Source organism: Oribacterium sp. FC2011 (assembly GCF_000701645.1).
GTDB lineage: Bacteria > Bacillota > Clostridia > Lachnospirales > Lachnospiraceae > Oribacterium.
The window spans coordinates 35,955-58,382 of record NZ_JNJM01000017.1 but is presented as its reverse complement, the minus strand read 5'-3'; the positions used below and the strand labels follow the sequence as shown (position 1 = coordinate 58,382).

15 protein-coding genes and 1 tRNA gene are annotated in these 22,428 nt (G+C 40.0%); 1 reads left to right on the top strand and 15 read right to left on the bottom strand.

Annotated elements, in window-relative coordinates:
- Positions 1-106 precede the first annotated feature (106 nt).
- The 3 genes from T357_RS0113710 to T357_RS0113700 all read right to left on the bottom strand — a co-directional run bounded on the left by T357_RS0113710 (position 107) and on the right by T357_RS0113700 (position 4,754).
- Positions 107-1,387, bottom strand: coding sequence for a four-carbon acid sugar kinase family protein (locus tag T357_RS0113710; protein ID WP_044917009.1), 1,281 nt, complete (start codon positions 1,385-1,387; stop codon positions 107-109).
- 29 nt (positions 1,388-1,416) lie between these two features.
- Positions 1,417-3,444, bottom strand: a complete 2,028-nt coding sequence (locus T357_RS0113705) for a TRAP transporter permease (protein ID WP_242840118.1) — start codon at positions 3,442-3,444, stop codon at positions 1,417-1,419.
- A gap of 173 nt (positions 3,445-3,617) precedes the next feature.
- Complete coding sequence (locus T357_RS0113700) at positions 3,618-4,754, bottom strand: TAXI family TRAP transporter solute-binding subunit (protein ID WP_031553774.1); 1,137 nt, start codon at positions 4,752-4,754, stop codon at positions 3,618-3,620.
- A gap of 276 nt (positions 4,755-5,030) precedes the next feature.
- Here T357_RS0113700 and T357_RS0113695 point away from each other — a divergent pair, with 276 nt between their 5' ends.
- Entirely contained in the window at positions 5,031-6,812 is a 1,782-nt protein-coding gene (locus T357_RS0113695; protein WP_031553771.1) for a sigma-54-dependent Fis family transcriptional regulator, read from the top strand.
- 104 nt (positions 6,813-6,916) lie between these two features.
- Here T357_RS0113695 and T357_RS0113690 read toward each other — a convergent pair whose 3' ends face one another.
- From T357_RS0113690 to T357_RS0113630, 12 genes are all read right to left on the bottom strand, one after another.
- A complete protein-coding gene (locus tag T357_RS0113690; protein ID WP_031553768.1) occupies positions 6,917-7,381 on the bottom strand; it encodes a NanQ anomerase/TabA/YiaL family protein in 465 nt (154 codons plus the stop codon).
- A gap of 4 nt (positions 7,382-7,385) precedes the next feature.
- Positions 7,386-8,486: a PdxA family dehydrogenase gene (locus tag T357_RS0113685; protein ID WP_031553766.1), complete on the bottom strand. Its 1,101-nt coding sequence runs from the start codon at positions 8,484-8,486 to the stop codon at positions 7,386-7,388.
- A 286-nt stretch (positions 8,487-8,772) separates the two neighbouring features.
- Entirely contained in the window at positions 8,773-10,062 is a 1,290-nt protein-coding gene (locus T357_RS0113675) for an SLC13 family permease (protein WP_031553756.1), read from the bottom strand.
- Positions 10,063-10,399: 337 nt separating this feature from the next.
- Positions 10,400-12,193, bottom strand: a complete 1,794-nt coding sequence (locus T357_RS0113670; RefSeq protein ID WP_031553754.1) for a sigma-54-dependent transcriptional regulator — start codon at positions 12,191-12,193, stop codon at positions 10,400-10,402.
- Between the two features lie 207 nt (positions 12,194-12,400).
- The gene (locus T357_RS0113665) at positions 12,401-13,567 is read right to left on the bottom strand and encodes a sialidase family protein (RefSeq protein WP_031553752.1); all 1,167 of its coding nucleotides are present in this window, start codon (positions 13,565-13,567) and stop codon (positions 12,401-12,403) included.
- A 20-nt stretch (positions 13,568-13,587) separates the two neighbouring features.
- A complete protein-coding gene (locus tag T357_RS0113660; protein WP_197027352.1) occupies positions 13,588-15,357 on the bottom strand; it encodes an alpha/beta hydrolase family protein in 1,770 nt (589 codons plus the stop codon).
- A 98-nt stretch (positions 15,358-15,455) separates the two neighbouring features.
- The gene (locus T357_RS0113655; protein ID WP_031553747.1) at positions 15,456-16,628 is read right to left on the bottom strand and encodes an iron-containing alcohol dehydrogenase; all 1,173 of its coding nucleotides are present in this window, start codon (positions 16,626-16,628) and stop codon (positions 15,456-15,458) included.
- A 90-nt stretch (positions 16,629-16,718) separates the two neighbouring features.
- Positions 16,719-17,942, bottom strand: coding sequence for a four-carbon acid sugar kinase family protein (locus T357_RS0113650; protein WP_031553745.1), 1,224 nt, complete (start codon positions 17,940-17,942; stop codon positions 16,719-16,721).
- Between the two features lie 50 nt (positions 17,943-17,992).
- Positions 17,993-19,273 carry an ArsB/NhaD family transporter gene (locus tag T357_RS0113645; protein WP_031553742.1) on the bottom strand — a complete coding sequence of 427 codons (1,281 nt, stop codon included), beginning with the start codon at positions 19,271-19,273 and terminating at the stop codon, positions 17,993-17,995.
- Between the two features lie 304 nt (positions 19,274-19,577).
- A complete protein-coding gene (locus tag T357_RS0113640) occupies positions 19,578-21,338 on the bottom strand; it encodes an EAL domain-containing protein (RefSeq protein ID WP_031553739.1) in 1,761 nt (586 codons plus the stop codon).
- 330 nt (positions 21,339-21,668) lie between these two features.
- Positions 21,669-21,754 (bottom strand) — tRNA-Leu (locus tag T357_RS0113635).
- 212 nt (positions 21,755-21,966) lie between these two features.
- Positions 21,967-22,419 carry an ATP synthase subunit K gene (locus tag T357_RS0113630; protein WP_031553736.1) on the bottom strand — a complete coding sequence of 151 codons (453 nt, stop codon included), beginning with the start codon at positions 22,417-22,419 and terminating at the stop codon, positions 21,967-21,969.
- Between the last annotated feature and the right edge of the window lie 9 nt (positions 22,420-22,428).

Genomic DNA, 22,428 nt, shown 5'->3' with positions numbered 1-22,428 from the left:
CGATTTCTCTGTTTGAGTCTCGTCCGTTTGTTTCATATAGTTACATTATTTATTTTTATATATTTTAACGCTTTATTTTGTTTCATTAAGAAACACTTTGGACTATTTATATTTTCATCAGTACTCCATCAGATATTGCTTCCGGACTTTTTTCATCGCCTTGCTTTAATATCTGACAGAGCTCCAAAATCAGATTTTCTTTACCAAATCCTCCTGATTTTGAAATACAATATATATCTTTGCCGAGATAACTAAATTTAAATGCTACAACTCCTGCAATGAGCTCTGTAATAGGTCTTAAGGAGTATACTGACAACGCCTCCATAGCCCCAAGCAACGTGTCTCCTCCTGTAAGCATAAACATGGCATCAGATTCAACATCTATTACTTCCTTGACTATTCTTCCCAGGTTCCCTGATACTATGCTGCGATCATCCGGATTTATTTTTTCTCCTGAAGCATTATGTGTATATTTACTATTCACGTCCAGTATTATATTTCCCTCTTCCTGCATGACAGAAACCCAGTATTTAATTTTTTCTTCCGCATCAGCAGTGGTTGACCATTTTTCATCAAGCATCATGGTGCTGTTTAATCTTATACGCATAACTCCGGCTTCTTCTGCAACATCAAGTTGCCTTACTGTTACCGGATTAACACTTCCACATACCACAAACAGTTTTTCAGGAAACACAGGTAAACTCCCCTTACTTCCCCCTATATGGAGCATCTCTGCAAGAGCATCTGCAAAACCTGCACACCCTGCACATGTAACAAGTTCGTGATCTGCATTAAGTTTATATGCTATATCCAACAGATCCTTATCTGTTTCCGCATCATATATGTATATGCCATTATGCTTATCTTCTCCCACAACATCGTCTTTTGAAATCAACATAACATTAACATCTGAACTGTTTTTTATCAGCTCAGGTATATTGGAAGTCAGAACCGGATCAAAGGGATCTTCTCCAAACACACTTCTTGCAACAGGCACTCCATCGACATATTGTATTCCGTTATTTGTTGTTCTTCCCATATCAGGATATGCCGGAACAAAGTGTACTCTTCCACCGCTTCTGTCACACAAAGCCGTAAGCTCCGCTCCGATATTTCCTCTTAGAACCGAATCCGTTTTTTTATATATAAACGGTATATTTTGCTTTAATGCTCTATCAACTATCTGATATACAACCTTGTAGGCCTCATCTGCACTAACATGTCTTGTCTCGGAGTCTATTACAACAACATTCACATCAGGAGACAGCTTTTCATATTCTACATCCTTTTCGGTATGTACCTCTACCACTGCCCCTCGTTTGGCAAATTGAATGCTTGTATCAAGTGCGCCTGTAAAGTCATCCGCAATAATCAAAAGTTTTACCATAGCGCATCCACCTTACTGTATTTTATGCCTTAAGCATTCATAATTATTTTCTGTTCCTGATTATTGAATACTCCCTCTTTTTTACCTCTGATGACTCTGTATGAAATAAATACCGTTCCTGCTATAAGTCCGATTATATCTGAGGCTCCTGATGGAAGAATAAACAAAAATGCTATCACTGCAAATACGGTTCTCTCCCATAATTTCAGATCTCCGAACATATAGCTGGATACACATCCGGCCAGACAGAATGTAGCAAACGCAAGCATAGATGCAGATTGAATGATTTCAATCAGTGTACCGTCAAGAAGTAATGCAGGTCTGTATACAAACATAAATGGAACTATAAATCCGGTTATAGCAAAGGCAAATGCTTTCCATCCGGTTTTCCATGCCGATCCTCCCGCAATACCGGCTGCTGTAAATGATGCAAGACATACCGGAGGTGTTATCTGAGCCACAACGCCAAAATAGAATATAAACATATTAGATGTAAGTGCAGATATTCCCAGTCCCTGAATAGCAGATATAAAAAGTGTATTTGCAATCAGATATGCTGCTACGGTAGGAAGAGCCATTCCCAAAATGATGCAGCCAAGAGCTGCCACTATAAGAGCAATAAACAAAGAGTTATTACCGGTTTTATCAATTATCTTTGCAATCTTAACTGCAATACCCGAACGAACAACAATACCTATCATGATACCGCAGGATGCAGTAGGAATTGCGATATTGGCAGCCTGACGTATACCATCGAGTACTGTATAAAGAAACTTCTTTGGAGACATTCTTGTTTCCGGGGAAATAAAGCTTATCACAATGGCAAGTACCGAACAGATTATACCGGCTCTTGGAAGTGACATACCTCTTACTATCATGAATACAAGTATAATTATAGGAAGAAGCCTGTATACTCTTGGTAAAATCGGCTTACCTGTATAATGAACATTAGGATTCTTTCCAATGTGTCTCTTTCTGGCAATAAGGTGTACTACCATGAGTGCTGCAACAAAATAAGCAATAGCAGGTATAATTGCTGCCGCTGCAATCTTAACATACTGTATTCCTATGATCTCAGCCATTACGAAAGCTCCTGCACCCATAATAGGCGGCATTATCTGTCCGCCTGTCGATGCAACAGACTCTACTGCTCCTGCTTCTTCAGGTGAATATCCGGTCTTCTTCATCAGAGGAATAGTGAAAACGCCGGTGCCTGTAACATTGGCAACTGCAGAACCCGAAATCATACCCATGAGTCCTGATGATATAACTGCTGCCTTTGCAGGTCCACCTACTGTTTTATCCGATAAGGACAGACCTGCATCCGTAAGCACCGAACCGCCTCCACAATTGGCAAAAAAGCAGCCAAACATAAGGAAATAGAACAATGTATTTAAGGATGTGCCGAGAGGAGAACCAAATATTCCATTTTCTCCAAGCGATAACGTTTCAACAAATCTTGAATAACTGATGCCTGCATAATGAAATATTCCCGGTACAAACTGTCCGAACCACGCATAAGCCATAAAGAAAGCAATTACCCAGAAAAGTGATAAAGAAACTACTCTTCTTACAGCCTCCATACATTCAATGATGAGTATAGTACCTGCAAGTACATCATCAAAATTCATCTTATCCACAGAATACAGTCTGTAGTTAAGTGTTTCTGCATGTGAAGCATAATAGTAAAATACATAAACAGCACCCGCAAGAAGCAGCGAATCATATATCCACCACAGTTTATTGTGACTCTTGGATTTTTCCTGCATAGGATTCATCAACCATACTATCACAAGTGCAAGACACATATGTAATGGCAGCTGAAGCCATGGATCCAACGGTTTAACCAGCTTGATGTATAACTGAAATAAAACCCAAAAAACCGAAAGCCCGATGATTATAACTTTGCGCCACATAGGTGCAGCATTCATTATCTTGGCTATCTTTGTTTCATCACCATCTTCCTTTGCAAGCTTTCTGCCAATCTCATCTGCCTTTGACAGCTTTGGATGAGACATCGTTTCCTGAGCGTTTTCGCTTTTGATTTCTTCGCTCATGATTTTTCCCTCCGATTTAATATACCTGACATTTGATAACTACATAACCATTAAAAAACTCCGGAACCAGACTCCTCCCGAAAAAAGGATTCCGGCTCCAGAGTTCTCTCTAATTACAATTCTTTTCAAGAACTTAGATGGATAAATAGTGGTTCTTAAGCCAACATAAGTGTTTACTTGATGTATCCCATCTCCTTGTAATACTTTTCAGCACCCGGGTGAAGAGGACATCCACCAATCTTCTGAGATTCCCAAGCTGTTGCCGGATCCCATCCTGAAAGTGATGCATACTCATTTACAAGCGCATCTCTGTTTTCTGACAGACACTTAGTAATGGCATATACAACGTCCTCTGAAAGATTTTCATTTGCAAACAAGCAATCCGGAGAACCCGGAAGAACAAGTTCTGAATCCTGACCCTTAAATGAGTTAGCAGGAATTGTGATCTTGTCATAGCCTTTTTCATTTACAAACCAGTTTACAAGGTCATCACCCCATTGAAGGAATGTTACATCACATGTAGTTGCAATCTGTGCCATAGTTGATGATGCTGATGATGTGTGGTCAATATAGAAATCAATCTGTCCATCAGCAAGAGCCTCTGCATTTTGGTCACCGCCCTGATTGGTGATGCTACCACCCCAGCTCTTTAAATCATCTTCCGTAACACCAAAGTACTCAAGAAGAAGATATGCACCCTCTGCGTCCATTGATCCCTTTGCTGAACATCCGATTCTAAGTGGGAGTTTCTTTTCAAAAACTTCCTCTATTGTGGATACACCGTTTTCCTCAAGGAACTTATTGGAGATACAGTTGATATATGCAACCTGTGTAAGTCCACCTATAACTGCTGCATAGCCGCCGGTCGGCTCACGATCAAGTGTTCCTGTATCCATAGCCCACTTTGCAGGAGCACCATTTACAAAAGAAAGATCTACACCATTCTCTTTAAAAATATACGGTGCACCCATGCCTCCCGGATATGATGGATCTACATTTACAGCTTGAAATCCGCCTTTTTCTTCCAAAACCTTAGACATGGCAACAATCATGTTATATGATCCGGATCCAACCTTATCGGACCAGAAATTCAATGTTGTTCCACTCATATCTGCTATGCCATCTGTTCCCGCAGCGTCAGCCGAACTATCCGCAGCCTCTGTTGATGTTGCTTCCGCTGCTGCAGAGGCTGCTGCAGTTGTAGCTTCAGCTGTTTTGCCTGCATCTGAGCTTCCGCATGCTGCCAAACCTGTAACCATAGACAGTGCCAAAACACCAGCCATCAGTTTAGAAATCATTTTTTTCCTCATTACAATACCTCCCATTTTGATGGTGTTAAAAATTTAAACGTCACCTACTAATCATACTTACGATGCGTTCAATTACTGTATGATTCATATCTCATGTAATCATACTACTCATAAAAAATCTTTCTTTCAATTGATTTTTATGCAAAATGCTGTTTAAATATTAAACATAAACATATTTTTTATATTTGGCAATACTAATTGGGCGTTATTTGAATATTGTGTTGTATTTATTGCACAATTTATCCATATTATTCAAAGCCCATGTCAGGAGGCACTATGAACGATAAAATCCGGATTTTGGGTATAGCTCCATACAACGGAATGAAAACTCAGATGATCAAGGCAGCCGAAGATTATAAAGACCGAATAGATTTAGTTGTCTTAGAAGGAGACTTGCAGGAAGGTGTTTCTGCAGCAAGAAATAACTTTCACGGTGATTTTGATGTGATCATATCCCGTGGCGGAACCGCAAGGATGATTCGTGATCAAGTTTCTGTTCCGGTAGTTGAGATAGACCTCACAGATTATGACATACTTAGGGCAATGAGACTTGCAGAAAATATCTCTACAGACATAGCAGTAGTTGGATTTCCCAACATAACAGAAGCCATACAGGGCATTTCCACACTTCTCAGTAAAAAATTGCGGATTTTTACCATTGAGAGCGCCGATAAATTGGACAATACCATGCAACACATTCACGACCAGGGCTACAAAATAGTTCTTTGTGATGCATCGTCTGCAACCATAGCCAAAAGACACAGCTTGAACTGTGTACTCCTTACTTCCGGACAGAGCGGCATACGCAAAGCCTATACCAACGCTATACATCTGGTAGAATCCATGCAGAAGTTACGCTCCGAAAATGCTTTTCTCCGTCAGGTGATTGACAGACAGGCCAATGATACGGTCATCTTCGACAATAAGGAAAATATTATATTTTCAAACATGAAATTCGAAAAAAGGGATGAACTACAGAATCTATTAAAAAAAGAGATATCATCCGTACCTTCAAATAAGTCCTGCCGTATAATAAAACATCACAACAAAAACCTATATCATATCAAAGCCTTAAAGCTTAATTCAGATACCGGTACCTACACAGTATTTTATGTAGAGCGAAGTCGTGCACCGTTTTTGAGTGGACGTTCGGGCATAAAATATTTTACGCAGGCTGAAGCACATGAGGCCTTTTACAACAGCTTCTTTGTCAGCATCAGTGATATCCTTGGTAATGATGAGGATTTTGCAAGGGCGGCAAGATTTAAACGTCCGGTAATGCTTTTTGGTGAGGATGGTACAGGAAAAGAATCGGCAGCAAACATGATTTACAATAAAAGTTCAAATGGGAATAAACCTTTTATTGTTATCAATTGCGAGTTACTTAACGATAAATCCATGGAATTTTTACAGAGTAATCAGCATTCACCTTTTGCGGATTCTGACAATACTATATATATTTCCGGGATAAGCAGCATGAATCATAATCCGCTGCAGCTTTTATCTGTAATTATGGATATGGAGGTTTGTCTTAGAAATCATGTGATATTGTCTTTTCCTACAAATGGTTCATCAATTCCTAAATTTGCAGAAACCTTTACCAACAAGTTGGGCTGTACGGTACTTAACCTCTCATCTCTTCGATCCATAAGCTGTCAATTACCGAAGCTCATCAATTTATTTCTAAGTCAGTTCATGCAATTCAGTGAAACCGATATCCTGGGAATGGAGGATGAAGGTATAAAGCTCATGATGGATTTTAACTGGCCACATAATTACGCTCAATTCCGTCGTATCATGGAAGAACTTGTTAGTATCACCGATCAGTCACTTATAAGAACCGAGGACGTATCAAAAGTTCTGGAAAGAGAAAAACTTACACCTGTTACCAGCTCCGGCATAAATGGCTCAGAGGTATTTGATATGAACAGGACCCTGGATGAAATGAATGCGGAAATCGTACGCAGAGTTCTTAAACAATGTGACGGCAACCAGACTCTTGCTGCAAAACGTTTGGGCGTATCACGCACCACAGTATGGAGATATGCTAAAATATAATAACTATAAAACCTCTCAAGTCATCAGGTTAATGATGCTTTGAGAGGTTTTAATCTGTTCTATACTTAAGTCCTGATCCTAAAACATGCCCTTAGAATAAACTATCATACCTTATTACAATCGACCGGAAGCTTAAGTATTATCTTTGTAAAGCTTTGCTGCTTCGTTGTGTGTGATATGGCTTTATGTCCATCGTGAGGGAATGCTGCCCAAAACATCCCCTTGTTTATCAATATCTTATTCTCGAAGGTTCCACTATATCTTGCTGCATCTTTTTCATCGTCATAAGGTATGACTTCTGTCAGATCTTTAATTTCTTTCCAGGCTATTTCCTCGGAACCATCTATGAGAATCTGTACGTCTATATATTTTTTATGTGCCTCAAAGGTTCCCTCTGTAAATGCTTTGGTTACTCCCTTTTGTACCTTAAAGAATCCACCCTCAAAATTATAGGTTCCTTCTTCAAGTTCGCCTTTTGACTGCAAAACCTTGATTGCATCAAGACCACATTTCAAATTTGGAAGCATTGCCTCATAAAAGCCTATGTGTTCAAAACTATCGACAATCATGTTATTATGCCTTATTTGCCTTTCTGTAGGAAGCCATCTGTAATGCTGCATCTACAGCATTTACAAGTGAAAGTTCATTGGCTCCGCCATTACCTGCATGTCCGAAGCCTGTGCCATGATCAACTGATACACGAACTATAGGAAGGCCGAGAGTCATATTGATTCCGGCAACAGCCTCCCAATGATGCTCATCCTTGTTATAAACAAATCCCTTAACCTTAAGTGGAATATGTCCCTGATCATGGTACATAACAACTACGATATCGTACCATCCTCCAAGTGCCTTGGAGAATACAGTATCAGGTGGTGTAGGCTTCTTTTCAGGGATGTTTATCCCCTCTTTCAGTGCCTCATCGATAGCCGGCTGAATCTCCTCAATCTCTTCTCTTCCGAACATACCGTCCTCACCACAATGCGGATTGAGACCTGCAACACCGATTTTAGGCTCAGCAATACCGAGCGCCTTGCAGGCTTCGTTAGCCATGTGAATGCAGTCAAGAACTCTATCCTTCTTGACACGATCACATGCCTCACGTAAAGATACATGAGTTGAAACATGAACTACTCTGAGATCCTCATGCCCAAGCATCATTGCGTACTTCTTTGTATTTGTATAATCAGCGTAAATCTCTGTATGACCTGAATAATGATGTCCGGCCATATTGATGGCTTCCTTAGACAGTGCGTTGGTCACTGTTGCATCAACCTTATCTGCCATAGCAAGTTTGATAACATATACAACGTACTGGAATGCTGCCTCTCCACCCAGTTCACAGGCTCCGACATGGAATGGCTGAGGACCGTCAGGATCATCAAGTGTATCCGGAATCTTGTCATCAGGAACCAGGTTAAGATCAATAAGGTCAATAGTTCCATATTCGTATTTACCTTCTTCTGGTTCTTTAACTATATTTAACTTAAGATCAATACCATCAACTTTTTTGGCAACCTTTAGTGCATACTCCATAGATGTCTTATCACCAACGATGAGAGGTTTACAACGATCATAAAGAGTTTTATCATTCAAAGCCTTTACGGAAATTTCAGGACCATTTCCAAATGGATCTCCCATAGAAATACCAACTATCGGTCTAATGTCTGCCATAGCATCCTCCTAAATCTTCAACTCTGTCATACACATATCTTTAAATTCTGATCATACGTGCTAACAATTAATAATTTCACTGTTGTTATAATAACAAAGTAGTTTTGGCAATTAAATATTTTAAACGTTGCAAAGTGTCCATATATGGAACATTTTACTTTGTGCCTTTGATTTCATGAAGCATTTTGAAACACATTCCGCAGCATATACTGCCATGTATTTTCTCCGCAAAAAAACTCCGGTAAGATATTTATTCTCACCGGAGCACATATATTGTTTAACTATATTACTTCATCGGGAAGATGATCACTGCTCCCGCACACAAGAATATAAGTCTTATGATATACATAGGAACCGTAAACTTCCAGAATTCTTTCATAGAGTATTTACCCATACCAAAGATCAGAGCAGGAAGTCCATCGATAGGCATATAGTGTCCCTGCCATCCTGCACATGTTACTGCTGCAGCGGCTGCAATAGGGTTGAGATTCAAAGCCATACATGTTGCAACAGCAATAGGAGCAAAGATATATACAGAACCCATATTTGAACCGGTAACACAAGCTGCTGTAGATGTAAGAGCTGCAAACAGGAAAATAACGATAAACGGATTTGCGTTTGTTCCCAATGCTGCTGCCACAGCATCACCAACCATTGCTGTAAATCCTGTATTGGCAAGAGCATCTGCTACACCGACTACTCCGGCCATCATTATCATTACCGGTGCAAAATAATTCTCGCGGAACTCCTTAAATGATATTACCTTGGTGAGGATAAGAATAAATCCGAATAATCCTGGAATAGCAAGTGCTATATTTCCGAGCTGATTCATCAGCATCATACAAACTACAGATGCGCCAAATGCAAATATTGTTACATTTTCCTGCCATGGTGTAAGTGCATTCTCACTATCAAGTCCGTCTGCATTTTTCTTTTGATCTACTGTCGGCTCCTGGATAGGATGATCAGGAAGCAGCTTATACGCCATGAGAGCCCATACCAGGAATCCAAGTGAAAGACAAAAATTCACAAGAGAGAATTTTGCCATAGACATACCTGCTGTCCAGCCGGCAGACTCAAGAACTGTTGTTGCAACACCAAAGTAAAGTGCTACATTAAAAGGAATAAGTGGATGATTGGTTGCAAATCCAAGTGGCATCATAAGCTTGGATGTAGGCAACTGCTTCTGATATGGAATAGCTGTAATAAGTGATAATATCAGTACGTAATAACCTGTGGATCCGCCACCTGCAAGTGCTGCACCTGCCATGACAATGATTATCAAAAGTGCATAACTTTTATAACCGCCTTTAGTTACCAGACTTATCATGGTTTCCTTGAGTTTACCCATAAACCTTGTTTTCTGCAGGGCTGCCATGACTGCCATAAATCCTGCTATCATAACTACAGAGTTGTTAGTAAAACCGCCAAATGCTGTTTTAATATCAGCAAGTCCGAGAACTACCAGCAGAAAATCCGCAAGAAGTGGAGGTGCACCGAACGGTAGTACATCAAACATTATCAATACAATCATCAATACCAGCACAGCCAGTGCCAAAATCATTTGTGTTGTCATAATTAAATCCCCTTTCAAACACGCATATATTTATTTTTTGCCAGCGCCACAAAACTTTATGGTGTTATTATCTACTCATGAACATGTAACTACATTACAAAAAAAATCCATTCTGGTTTCTATTTGAAACAGTAGTTAATGTATACAAAATCATGCCTCATAATCGTAACAATATGAAACATTGCTCGCTTTTTCGGGGCAACAATTATCAAATTCGCATATTATGCACCACATTTTCAATAGTTTTATATACAAAAAAGCTCCCTATATGAGAACTTTTCCCAAAAGGAGCTTTTGACTGTTATAGTTTATAATATTCAATGATTCAAAAATTAATTTACTTTTCTCTGCCTATATATCTCCATAATGTAGTTCTGCTTATACCAAGCTGCCTTGCTGTTTTACTCTGATTTCCTTTATTATCCTCCAGAACATGTTTTATGATACTTTTATTAATCTGCTCAAGTGTCATATTGGGCAAAGGCTGATTTGTACCATTATTAAACACGGATGCATATACGTTTGATGCCTGTTCTTCTTCCAAAAGATCCATTATTGTTTCTGCTCTGATATACGGAGTATCTGTTTGGGCTGCAGCTTCCATAAGTACATGTTGAAACTGCTTATAATTCTGAGGCCACTGATAATTTTCTATTATTTCAGTTGCTCCGGGCTCAAGCCCGACAATCTGCTTTCCCATGTCTGCATTAAGCCTACTGAGATATAAGCTTGCAAGAAGCGGAAGTTCTTCTCTACGTTGTCTGAGAGGAGGCAAACCTATCCGAACACAATACAGTTTACGGCTATAGTCACTTACCCTCTCCTTTGCTTCATTTTCTATATTATCGGAGGCAGAAAAAATGAGTCTGTTTCTCCTTTGGAGGTTCGTATCAAGGATGGAAGACAAGAGCCTCCTGTGCTTATCCTCCGGTATCCTTCCTATATTCATAAAGTAAATCGTATTTTCATTGTCATTAAACGGAGAGTTATAGTGATTGAGCAGATACTCCCAGCCTCTGTCATCCATGATACTGCAATCAATTGTGATGAGCGGATGATCTGACATCGTGCTCTTCATATATATGTAATATGCTATAAGATCTTTACCGGTTCCTGTCTCTGCCTGTATCATAACCGAGTACCTTGCAGAACTGATTTCATCTATCCTGTTTCCAAGAAGCCCCATAGCTCCGGCTATACTGTAAAAGCTGTTATAATACTTCTCTTCAGCCTCTTCTCTGTTCATGAACCTAATACCATATTTACCTGTGGTAAGAGGTATCTTGGAGGCGGTGAAATAAAATGTGATATATTTTTTTTCATTATATACAGCCGTTTGGGTAGTCACTGAATAAAGCAACTTATCCATACTTCTAAAGAACTTACGGTCTCCTGACTCTATAACCGTTTTTATCTCCTTACGAAGCATCTCTATTACTTCAGCATTTTTTTCTTCTTCATCGGTCCATGTTGACAAAAAAACTGTTCCATCCTCGGCCATTACTATCGTAGAGGAACCATTATGACTCATTATTCCTCTTAAGAAATGATTTTCTTCCCTTATCGCCGCATAACTTCTGCAGATATTGATAGCCTGACTTATAGCTGACAAGATACTTTCGTTTCCTGATGTTATGAGTATAGAGTTCATATCCATGCGTCTTGCAATATTCTGTGTGACCATATCACAAATGACCATACTTATACCTTGCTGCTTTAACTGTTCCAAGGTGGAAACAACTTCCTCCTCATCATGTATAGTTACAATCTTAGTACGATTTTTCATTAGATCACATAAAGTATGAGCTGTCTCTGTTATATTTTTAAACCCTACAATTGCATATTCTGCTTCATAGTTGTCAGCAAGCCTCATGGCTCTCAGAACATCATACACAGACAGTGAAATTTCAACTACCGGAGTATTTGTTATCTCTGATATAAGTCTTGAGGTTCCTCCTCGTGATATTATGACATCATACTGATCATGCGAATGCTCCTTTACCACATTGACACCATCCTCAAGATTTCCGGTATAAGCATCCAATTGAATATTATCAATAGTATCTGCCAGAGTTTCCATAGATTTTCTCATAGCCTCATATGGTGCAACTCCAAGAATCCTATACTTCATATATACTTACCTCCATAAAGGTATTATCCATCAGAATATGTGCATTTTGTAACACTAAAAAAGTGTATCATTTTTAGTGCAAATTTGAAACACTTTATTCTTTTCCGGGATTTTATGTGTTTTAGATAAAATAAAATATCCCAAAGGCACAACAACCTCCGGGATATTCATAAGGATAAAATATAATGGATAAGGATCACAATCTCATCAATGAGCGCCTACAGCCCCTGATGTCGGATTATATATGCTGGCTCCCCGCTTACCTATAACATCGGCTTCACTAAGTGTAAGCCACTTAACTCCGCGACGAGTCTGATAGGCATATGCAACATGAAGCATACCATCCTGAGCCTGCATTATATACGGATATTCATACTGCATATTTCCTCCACGATTCTCCTCACCAACATAGCCTTCTCCTCTCTCAACATTTCGGATAAGTGGCCATGTTTCACCATTATCCTCAGACAGTGCGATGGTTATAGGACATCTGAGTCCCGGCCATGCGCCCATGTTGGTATACGATTTCGGTGCACTTGAATGATTGTAGCAAATACATAATCTTCCACTTTTCAGTTTAATCGCAGAAATGGATGAATTGTTATTAGGAAGAACCGTAGCCACCGGCTCTGACCATGTATCACCATAGTCAAAAGAATCACTCTTATATATAAAATCAGCTTCTCTCGATCTCATAAATGCAATTAAATGCCCCGGCTTATCTGAAAGCTCTACGATATTAGGATGTACACGTCCATTTGATTTTGGCATATCAACTCTTCTCCAGGTTATCCCTTCATCATCTGAAATCCTGAAGGCACTCGGATCTCCTGCAAGACCATCTTTTGAGTCTGTGCATATCCAGTTACCATATATCCATCTGCCGTTTGATAATATCTGTATAGGTTGTCTTGAAAAAGTACCCGGTTCATCAAATAAAACTTCCGGCTCTCCCCAGGTACGGCCATCATCCGTTGATACCTGCTTTTTTACAACAGCCGTAAACTGCATATTGTCTTTTCCCGGCTGACGCCCCAACTGTGATGTATAAAGGCACCAGATTTCTCCATTTGGATTCAGCCAAAGAGATGGATTCTGGTCAGAGAAATCATTCTCATTGGAAACATTTACCGGCTCTTCCCACTTATCTGCTCCCTTTGGAAGTCGTGAAACCACCACATTAATGTCTGCTCCACCCTCATATGTACCTGCAAACCAGCAGCACAATAAAGTACCCTCTTTAGTTTCAAGCAGAGACGGAGCATGCGCCGTTGGCCATGGTCCTGTAGGAAGCATTGCCTCTGTTAATTTCATTTCAGAATCATAATACAATTGTCCGTCCGGTGTTAAAACATCCAGTGTTTTTATACTCATAAATTACCTCCTCTAATCCTCTATGCTTTGTATTCCAAAGATCCATCCTTATTTCTTCGATAATGCTTAATTATGTTCCATCCAATCTCAGGTTCACGAGTATCAACAGCATGAGGCATTCTCCTTACTGTCACAAAATGATATAGTTCATCACCCTTTTCATCTTTCCAGCTCTGATAGAAAAATCTATCTTCATCTTTATTAATATCCGCCGCCAGTCCGGATAATGTTTCCTTACTGAACATAAGCTCTGTATCACATATACCATTAAATTTTCTCCAAAAGTTAATAGTATCTATCCACATACCATCCTCTTTGCTGCTCATAGGGAACTTACGTCCGGGATTAAATCCTAATATATCAAGATAACCTGCGAATTGTACAAAGGGCATCTTATAATCATACTTACTCTTCTTTTCATCTGACAAAACATGTACCGGAGATTCTTTTTCTCCATTTGGTGCCAGTCCCTTAACTCTTGAGTCAGGTCTGAATTTAACTATTCCGGGGAGGGTTTCATCAAATGTCTGTAAGTAACCTATATGAGGCCCATTTATCGCAACTGCTCCCGCAAAAACATCAGGCCACGCTGCGGCAAGTGCATTGGTAAACATTGATCCCATTGAAAATCCGGAAATATATATACGGCTTTTATCTATAGGATGTACATTTTTATCTTCATACTCTATGAGCTTCATGACAAATTCAGCATCAGCAGCAAGTCTGGAGTCATTTTGACCGTTCCATCTTTCTTCCTCCCCCGGTGCCGGAAATACTGCCATAAAGCCTTCCCGCTCTGCAATGGATGCCCATTCACTTTGTTCTGCACCATAAAGTGGTGTGCAGTTTATGCCGTGAAAATAGAACACCAGCGGAAGCTTTTTGCGTTTTCCTCTGTATCTTACCGGAACATATTCATACCATGTTCTTTTTATGCCGAGCTCATCATCTCCGGATACATGCAATTCGTCTGTTTTTACATGACCGGTAAAACCCATATCATCAAAATTTACTCGTTTTTGATAAGTACCGTATACATCATTACGCCATTTTCTGGTTTCCGAAAACAATCTCTCCCAAGCGTCTGCCAAAGTTGCATCGCTAAGCCCTGCCTCAGATGTAAAGAGCTTTATAGCCTTGTTATCTTGGTTTTCAAATGCTGTAGCCCATAAGACAACCGAGTCACTATACTCTGCATAATCATCAACAGACCTTAGAGGCTTATTTACTTCATTAAAGTATTTTTCTGCAGCCAGGTTCTTTTCATATACCCATGCCGATTGTGGAGATTTTGGTCCGTCAGGAATACTGTAATCCTCCGGAAACTCTCCGATCATAACTGCTGCCGTATCCAATGGAGACTTACAAAGTAAAGTCATTATCATAGCTGAAGATGATTTTGACATACCAAGATAAAAAATCATTCCGTTAAATCCCGCAACTCCACCTTTTGAATTAGGCAATGCCGCAAAACATCTTACCAAAAAGGATTTATCATCATCTCTGCCGGATAAATCCTTATAGTTCCAGCCATCCTTCAACGGATTCGGAAACAGCAGTATAAAATGTCTCTCTTCTGCGAGTTGCTTCAGATTTAATCTCTCCATTACCTCTTCAGCAGATTCCCTGGTGTCACTATCACGAAGCACCATAAAAACCTGAGTCTGTTTTGCATGAGGACAACCTGAAGCCGGAATATAGCTGTACATGTCTCTATCTTGTCCCAATGTGGTTACAACATCATTTTCAGGATTTAGATTTCCGGAGGTTGCCCCTTTTACTGTTTCCAAAATCAACTCTCCTCCATATGGAGAAAAGTTTTCCGGGCGATTCATACTATCACGCATCAGAACAACTCCTTCTTAATTAACATATAATTATATTCCTTTTACTTCATTACATTGAGATAAATTGACCGTGCATCATCAGCAGTCACTTCTCTCATATTGTTAACAAGGAGTCTCTGCTGCTGTAATCCTGAAGCAACCAGACCGTCAAGATCTTCAGCTTTAACACCAAACTCTTTAAGATCTGTTGGAATATCAAGATGCTTTACGATCTCATCCATCCAGTCAATGAGAGCATTGGCTTTTTCATCAACTGTAGACAACTTTTTATCACCGTGATAAGCAAAGTCCCAAGCTGCAGCCATTCTTTTACGGAACTCTTCATCACCTGCATTAAATCTCATTACAGGGATAAGGAGCATGGCATTGGAGGTTCCGTGAGCAACATGGTATTTTCCTCCCAAAGGATAGCTCAGTGCATGGACTGCCGTTGTACCTGATGCAGTTATTGCTACTCCTCCATAAAAAGCTGCAATCTGCATATTATTCTTTTCTGCAAGTGCATCCTTATCATCACAAGCTTTTACAATATTGTTCATGATTATTTCAAATCCGCGAAGCGCAAATGTATCAGAGAATGCATTAGCCTTATTCGAGGTATAACATTCAATACAGTGACACATTGCATCTACACCGGTTGAAGCTGCGATTGAGCGAGGCAGGTTTTCAATGAGTCTTGCATCAAGGATTACATAGTCAGACATCATGTTGTCATTTACAATACCGATTTTTACTTCCTTCTCAGGCACACCAACTATAGCGTTTGGAGTACACTCCGCACCTGTGCCGGCTGTTGTAGGTATTGCAAGAGTTTCCAGACATTTCTTTGCTCTCTTAGGATCATCCAAAAGTTCCTTTACTCCATACTCATCTGTTACCAGTACGGAAGCAAGCTTCGCTGTATCCATTACAGAACCGCCACCGCAGGCAACAATAAAATCATAGCCATGCCCTTTGAAACGGTCTATAACACCCTGAACAGCCTGATAGCTTGGCTCAGGTGGAAAATCATCATATATGTCATACTCCACATCTGCCTTTTTTAACTGATCTTCTACAAGATCAAACAGTCCCAGCTTACGGATGCCCTTATCTGTAAATGCGGCAACCTTTTTAGAACCTGCAGACTTAAGTATCTCAGGTATATTATCCATTGCTTCTTTTCCTGAATAAACTGCCTTTGGTAATTTAAGACTATACTTATCAAGTGACATAATTATCCTCCTTATACTTGATGCTGCCACACTCATGGCAACTAATAACATTTACAAAATCAATACAAAACCCTATGCCTGAAAATACATTTATTCAGAACTGCTGCTCTCAATCCACTTAAGTACTCTCTGCAATTGATCATCTGATCCGAATGCACCGGATTTGGTTATGAGATAGTTTTCATAATCACCATATCTGTATGATGCAATAACGATACCCGGATCTATTTCTTTAATTGGCCTCAAAATACTTATACCCTTATTTCTTATGAATCCTTGTAAGGTATCTCCACCTATGATCATAACTGTCCGATCCGGATATTTGCGCAACAGGCAGCTTGCAAGATGACCCATATTAACAGCGATAGTGTGAGCTGCTTCTTCCGGATCAACCAAATACTCAGGATCATATATACCCAAAGTATCTACGATTATGATGTTGCTGTCTCCAGCATTCTCCTCAACCATATCAATAAAGTGCTCTTTTTCATGATTGCTCCACAGATTCTTCAGTATCCTGTTCATAGGTACATGTACTCTGTAGGCTCCATGTTTTTCAGCGTAATCAAGCTGCGATCTGGTAATATCATTTACTGATCCGGATAAAATCAATAGCTTATGATCGAAGCTTTGAAATTTAACTTTTTCTGTAATACGCTTTCTGACCGGAAATACTTCTAAAAATCCTGCACATCCCGCTGTTATATCAAGATCACCTTCTGCTTCAAGCTTTTGAGCAATTCGTCTCATATCATCATTAGTCTCAGCATCATATACAACAATGCCTCTTTTTTCAGAACTGTTCCCCGATACAACATGAACATCACTTCCAAAATGAATGAGTTCATCTATACGACTGACAGTAATAGGATTGATAGGATCCTTTGCGAAAATACTCTCTGCAAGTGGCTTTCCATTTACATACTGTACTCCATTTACAGTCTTTCTTCCGGTAGCAGGATAAGCCGGTATGAAATTAAGATGCTTTGCACCGCTCGCTTCCAATACTGCAGCAAGTTCAGCACCGACATTTCCTCTTAATCCTGAGTCGGTTTTTTTATATATTCGTTTAATGCCTCTATCTTGAGCCTTATGAATCAAAGCCTTTATGATATTCGCAGCCACTTCACCGGTTACATGCCTCGTTTCTGTATCTACAACAATTACATCCACCGAATCATCTTCCGGAAACTCCACATCTCTATCCGTAAGGATAACAACATGTTCCCCCTTTAATGTAAGTTGTACTCCGGAATCCAAGGCCCCGGTTAAGTCGTCCGCAAGGATCAATAAACGATTTACTGCCTGTTCCATTGCGACTTCCCTTCTTTCTTTTTAAACTTTCTAAAAGCCTATATTTTTCTTTAATGCCAGAATATCCATATAAACAGGTAACCTGTTGTTGCTGCCACCAAAGTAAATGGAAGGCCAATCTTCATAAAGTCACCAAATGATACATCATGTCCGCCCTTTTTCAGCATTCCTACTGCAGTGATATTGGCACTTGCCCCTATTGGAGTTATATTTCCACCGAGAGTTGCACCTGTAAGTAATCCAAAATACAGAACATATGGCTCGATGCCAAGCAATGCTGTAATACTGGTAAGTATCGGAAGCATCGTCGCAACATAAGGGATATTATCGATAAAGGCAGAAAAAAGAACCGATCCCCACACAATGATGGTATAGAGAACAAAGAGATTATTACCGCCTGCATTTACGATAAGACTTGCTGCATCATCAATAAGCCCCACATCTGTGATACCTCTGATTACCACAAACAGACCACATAGTACCAGCAATGTCTCGATATCTACTGATGCAAATGCATGAATGATATTAAGCTTTTCTCTTTTTTTGACATAATCATATAAAACGCAGATAACTGCAATTGTCATACATATTGCACCATTAATCACTGATGGTGTGTTAGGTATAAAAGAGGCTATGATAAGACAAACTACTATTCCGCATAGTGCTATTGTCGGAAACATTTCCTTAACTTCTGTTTTTTTACCTGCCTCTACAGGTTGGGTATATTTATGAAAAAGAATCATCATTACAGGAACTGTCATAAGTGCTCCCAGTTCTACAGCCCAAAATATACCGGGACGTCCGTTCATCCAGAAAAACTCCATAAAATTCATGTCAGCATAATCGCCAAGCATAATAGAAGTCGTATCTCCGACGAGCGTTGCCGCTCCCTGCAGATTAGATGATACAGCTATGGACAGAAGCATCGATACAGGAGAAATATCCAGTTTCTTACATATAGCCAGTCCAACAGGTGCTATCATAAGAACCGTTGCTACATTGTCAATAAAAGCAGATACAGCTCCTGAAAAGAGGGACATCAGAATGATAACCCACATGACATTTTTACATTTATCCAAAATTATATCTGCAAGCAGATTAGGCATTTTGGATTCTATAAAAAAGTAGACAACAAGCATTGTACCGCCTATCATCATAAGCACGTTCCAGTTAACTACGGATAAAATATAAAAAGGATTTCTTTTGATGATTCCCAATGCTACAAATGCAATCGCCACGATCCAAATCGCATAAAGTTTCCAATCCGATTTAAGAATCATAACAATATACATAAGAACAAAAAGAATCAACGCAATTGATTTAAGTTCCAAAGTGTTTCCTCCATAAACGTTAATTTCATTTTGCATAATAATTATCTTTTATCAGAACTTTAAAAGCAATGATCCAGAAAATCATTTTGTTTCATTATGAAACTATTTATATATCACATTCCACAGTCGGCCGTTTTTTGTAACTTTTAGAAACACTTTTCAGATTATTAATATAAAAGCTAAGGAGGTGGAGCCTCAGTATGACTCCACCTCCTATTTTCTTTGTTATAGGATCTTCGCATCATTTTGCGACATCCAAAGCAAAATCGAGCAGGGAGTTTTTCTCCCCACTCGATTTAAGTAATCAACATTCGTATTTATTTAAAAAGTCCTGATATGGTAATGGCTTCGAATAGTAGTAACCCTGGAAGGAATCAACATTACAGGTTCGCAATGCACTTTCCATAGCCGCTGTTTCCACACCTTCAATACAGGTGGTGCATCCGTAAACCTTGGCAAGCTTTGAAATGACTGAAACCAGGTCAAGCTGCTTTTTATCACTTTCCACATTGAGTATGAACTGGCGGTCCACCTTGAGGATGTTAATGCTGAGATCCTTGAGAAGTCCCAGGGATGAAAAACCTGTTCCGAAGTCGTCTATTGCAAACTTGATACCCTCCAGCTGAAGCTCGTCATTAAGGCTTTGAAGCCTGCTGATATCTATAAGACGGCATCTTTCTGTTATTTCCAGACACAGATTACGTGCAGGATATCCCGTGGTTTTAAGGCATTTGTTTACTCTGAATGTAAAACTTTCATCCTGAAGCTGTGCATAGGAAAGGTTTACATTTAAGACAAAATCCGGATATTTTTCAAGGAATTTCTTTCCTTCCTTCATGGCGGTAAACATTATCCATTCTCCAAGAGCCGGGAACAAGGCATCATTCTCAAGTACCGGAATAAAATCATTGGGGGGAACTACGGTTCCATCATCATCTATCCAGCGGATTAGGGATTCTGCACCTTTTAGCTGTCCTGTTTCGGAATCAACCACCGGCTGATAATATAAATGGAAATTTTTACAGCCTTCATGTACATCTTTACGGATTTTGTTTATAAGGTCTATCTGATAGCGCTTTTGGCTTCTGGGATCATTATTGAACTCACGAAAAGCGCCCTGATAATCATTTTTAGACTGATAGTAAGCCTGAGTGAGACAGGAATACAAAGTATCCTTGTCAATGTCAAAACGGTTAAGAGCCAATGCTCCGGCATTTATCGGCATATCGATATGTTCGCCGTCGAAAGGGAAGCCTTCTTTAAGCCGTGTACGAAATACTTCATATTGCTCTGAAAGCTGCTCCATGGTAAGGGACTTGGTCACGAGGGCAAGGCGGATACCGTCAAGCCTGTAAACATTACCGACGTTTCTGTAAGCTTCAAAGAGGTATCTTGCCACATGCTGAAGGAGCATATTTCCAAAATCATAGCCATAGAGATCGTTGACTCTGGAAAAATGAGTCGGACCATACATGACGATGTTGATCGGAACATGCTTTTCAAGGCATAAGCTGATCTCTTTAAAGAAACTCATCTGATTTCCGAGACCGGTAAGAGCATCTATGCCGCCGCCGATAGTCTGGTTTCTGATGGCACCTCCGAAATATTCGGGTTTGCCTTCGGCATCTCTTAATATGATACCGCGGCAGGTACACATGTAATATCTTCCCTGACCGTCACAGGCACGATACTGCATATCATGTCCGTTTATCGCACCTGAAAATATATCTGCTATACTCTTTCGATATACATCTCTATCCTCCGGATGCACATGTTCTTCCCAAGTCTGTCCGGCATTAAACATATACTCGGAATCGAGGTTAAAGAAATCTACAGTAGCTTTTGACCATCTTGAATAATCATATCTCATGTCACAGAGGAACACATCTGCCCCCTCTGAAACTATGGAATAGGACTCGAACAGCTGATCCAGCAGCCTCTTTCGATCTTTCGGTATAGGGCAATCTTCTTTATTTTTTTCATCTGTCACAGATGTAGCCCTGATTTCTTCAGTGGTGTTTTCAGGACATTTTGGATTCACTTCATTAGAATTAAAAGCATCCATTATATAAAACTCCCTTACATGCTTCCTGCTTGAGATAATATCTCGCCTTTGGATATAAGCAGAATATCCCATGCTTTAGTACTATACAATTACATAAATCACAGTAGTGTCACAATTATACACGGTTTTTTAATACCATTTTGTAAAAAGAATATTAAAAGTATATAAGGAATGTCGGCAAAAACCCCGATAACATTAATGAAATCTGTTTTTTTCTGAGTTTCCGGGAGGACCGGCTTTTTTTGAAAGATATTTGAAGGGATTTATGAGGTGGATTTTTGAAAGCAATAAAAAAACCAGTATCCAGGAAAACCTGAATACTGGTTTCTATGCCGGTAGCCGGGGTCGAACCGGCACGCCCATCACTGGGCACGGGATTTTAAGTCCCGAGCGTCTGCCTATTCCGCCATACCGGCAGCACCAAATTATAATACAAAATAATATGGCTTGTGTCAATGGGGAAATTGATGGTGTCAACTCAGCCGTTGGACCAAGGGGACGGGGTTAGTGGTTCATTTTACGACAAAATGAACCACTAACCCCGTCCCCCAGGTCCACCGGCTAAGTATTGTCCAAAAACGGAGGGTATCCCGTTTTAAAGGGATACCCTCCGAAAGCAGGTAGATTCTTATGCAATTGTAGCTGTGTTAAGAAGCAGCAAGCAGAATACCAGTGCGAAAAGAGCAACTGTCTCGATGACACCGATTACAACGAAGTAGTTTGCGGTACCCTTTCCGGTAGCGCCAAGAGCGTCAGCAGATGCTGCTGCAGCCTTGCCCTGGAAGAATGCTGAGAATCCGATAGCGATTCCGCCGAAGATACCGATACCGAGTGAAAGTGCCGGATCGATCTTGCCATCATTCCATGCATTTGCAATGAAAGTCATAAGAAGGAATCCGTAGATAGTCTGTGTAAGAGGAGCACCTGCAAATGCAGTCATGATGAACGGTGCCTGCTTGCCGGCTGCGTAGCACTTCTTCCATGCTCCTACAGCTGCCTGACCTGCCATACCGGCACCAAATGCTGAACCCAATGCAGACAAACCAAGTGCTGCTGCCATACCAATATAAGCGATATTCATAGTATTTCT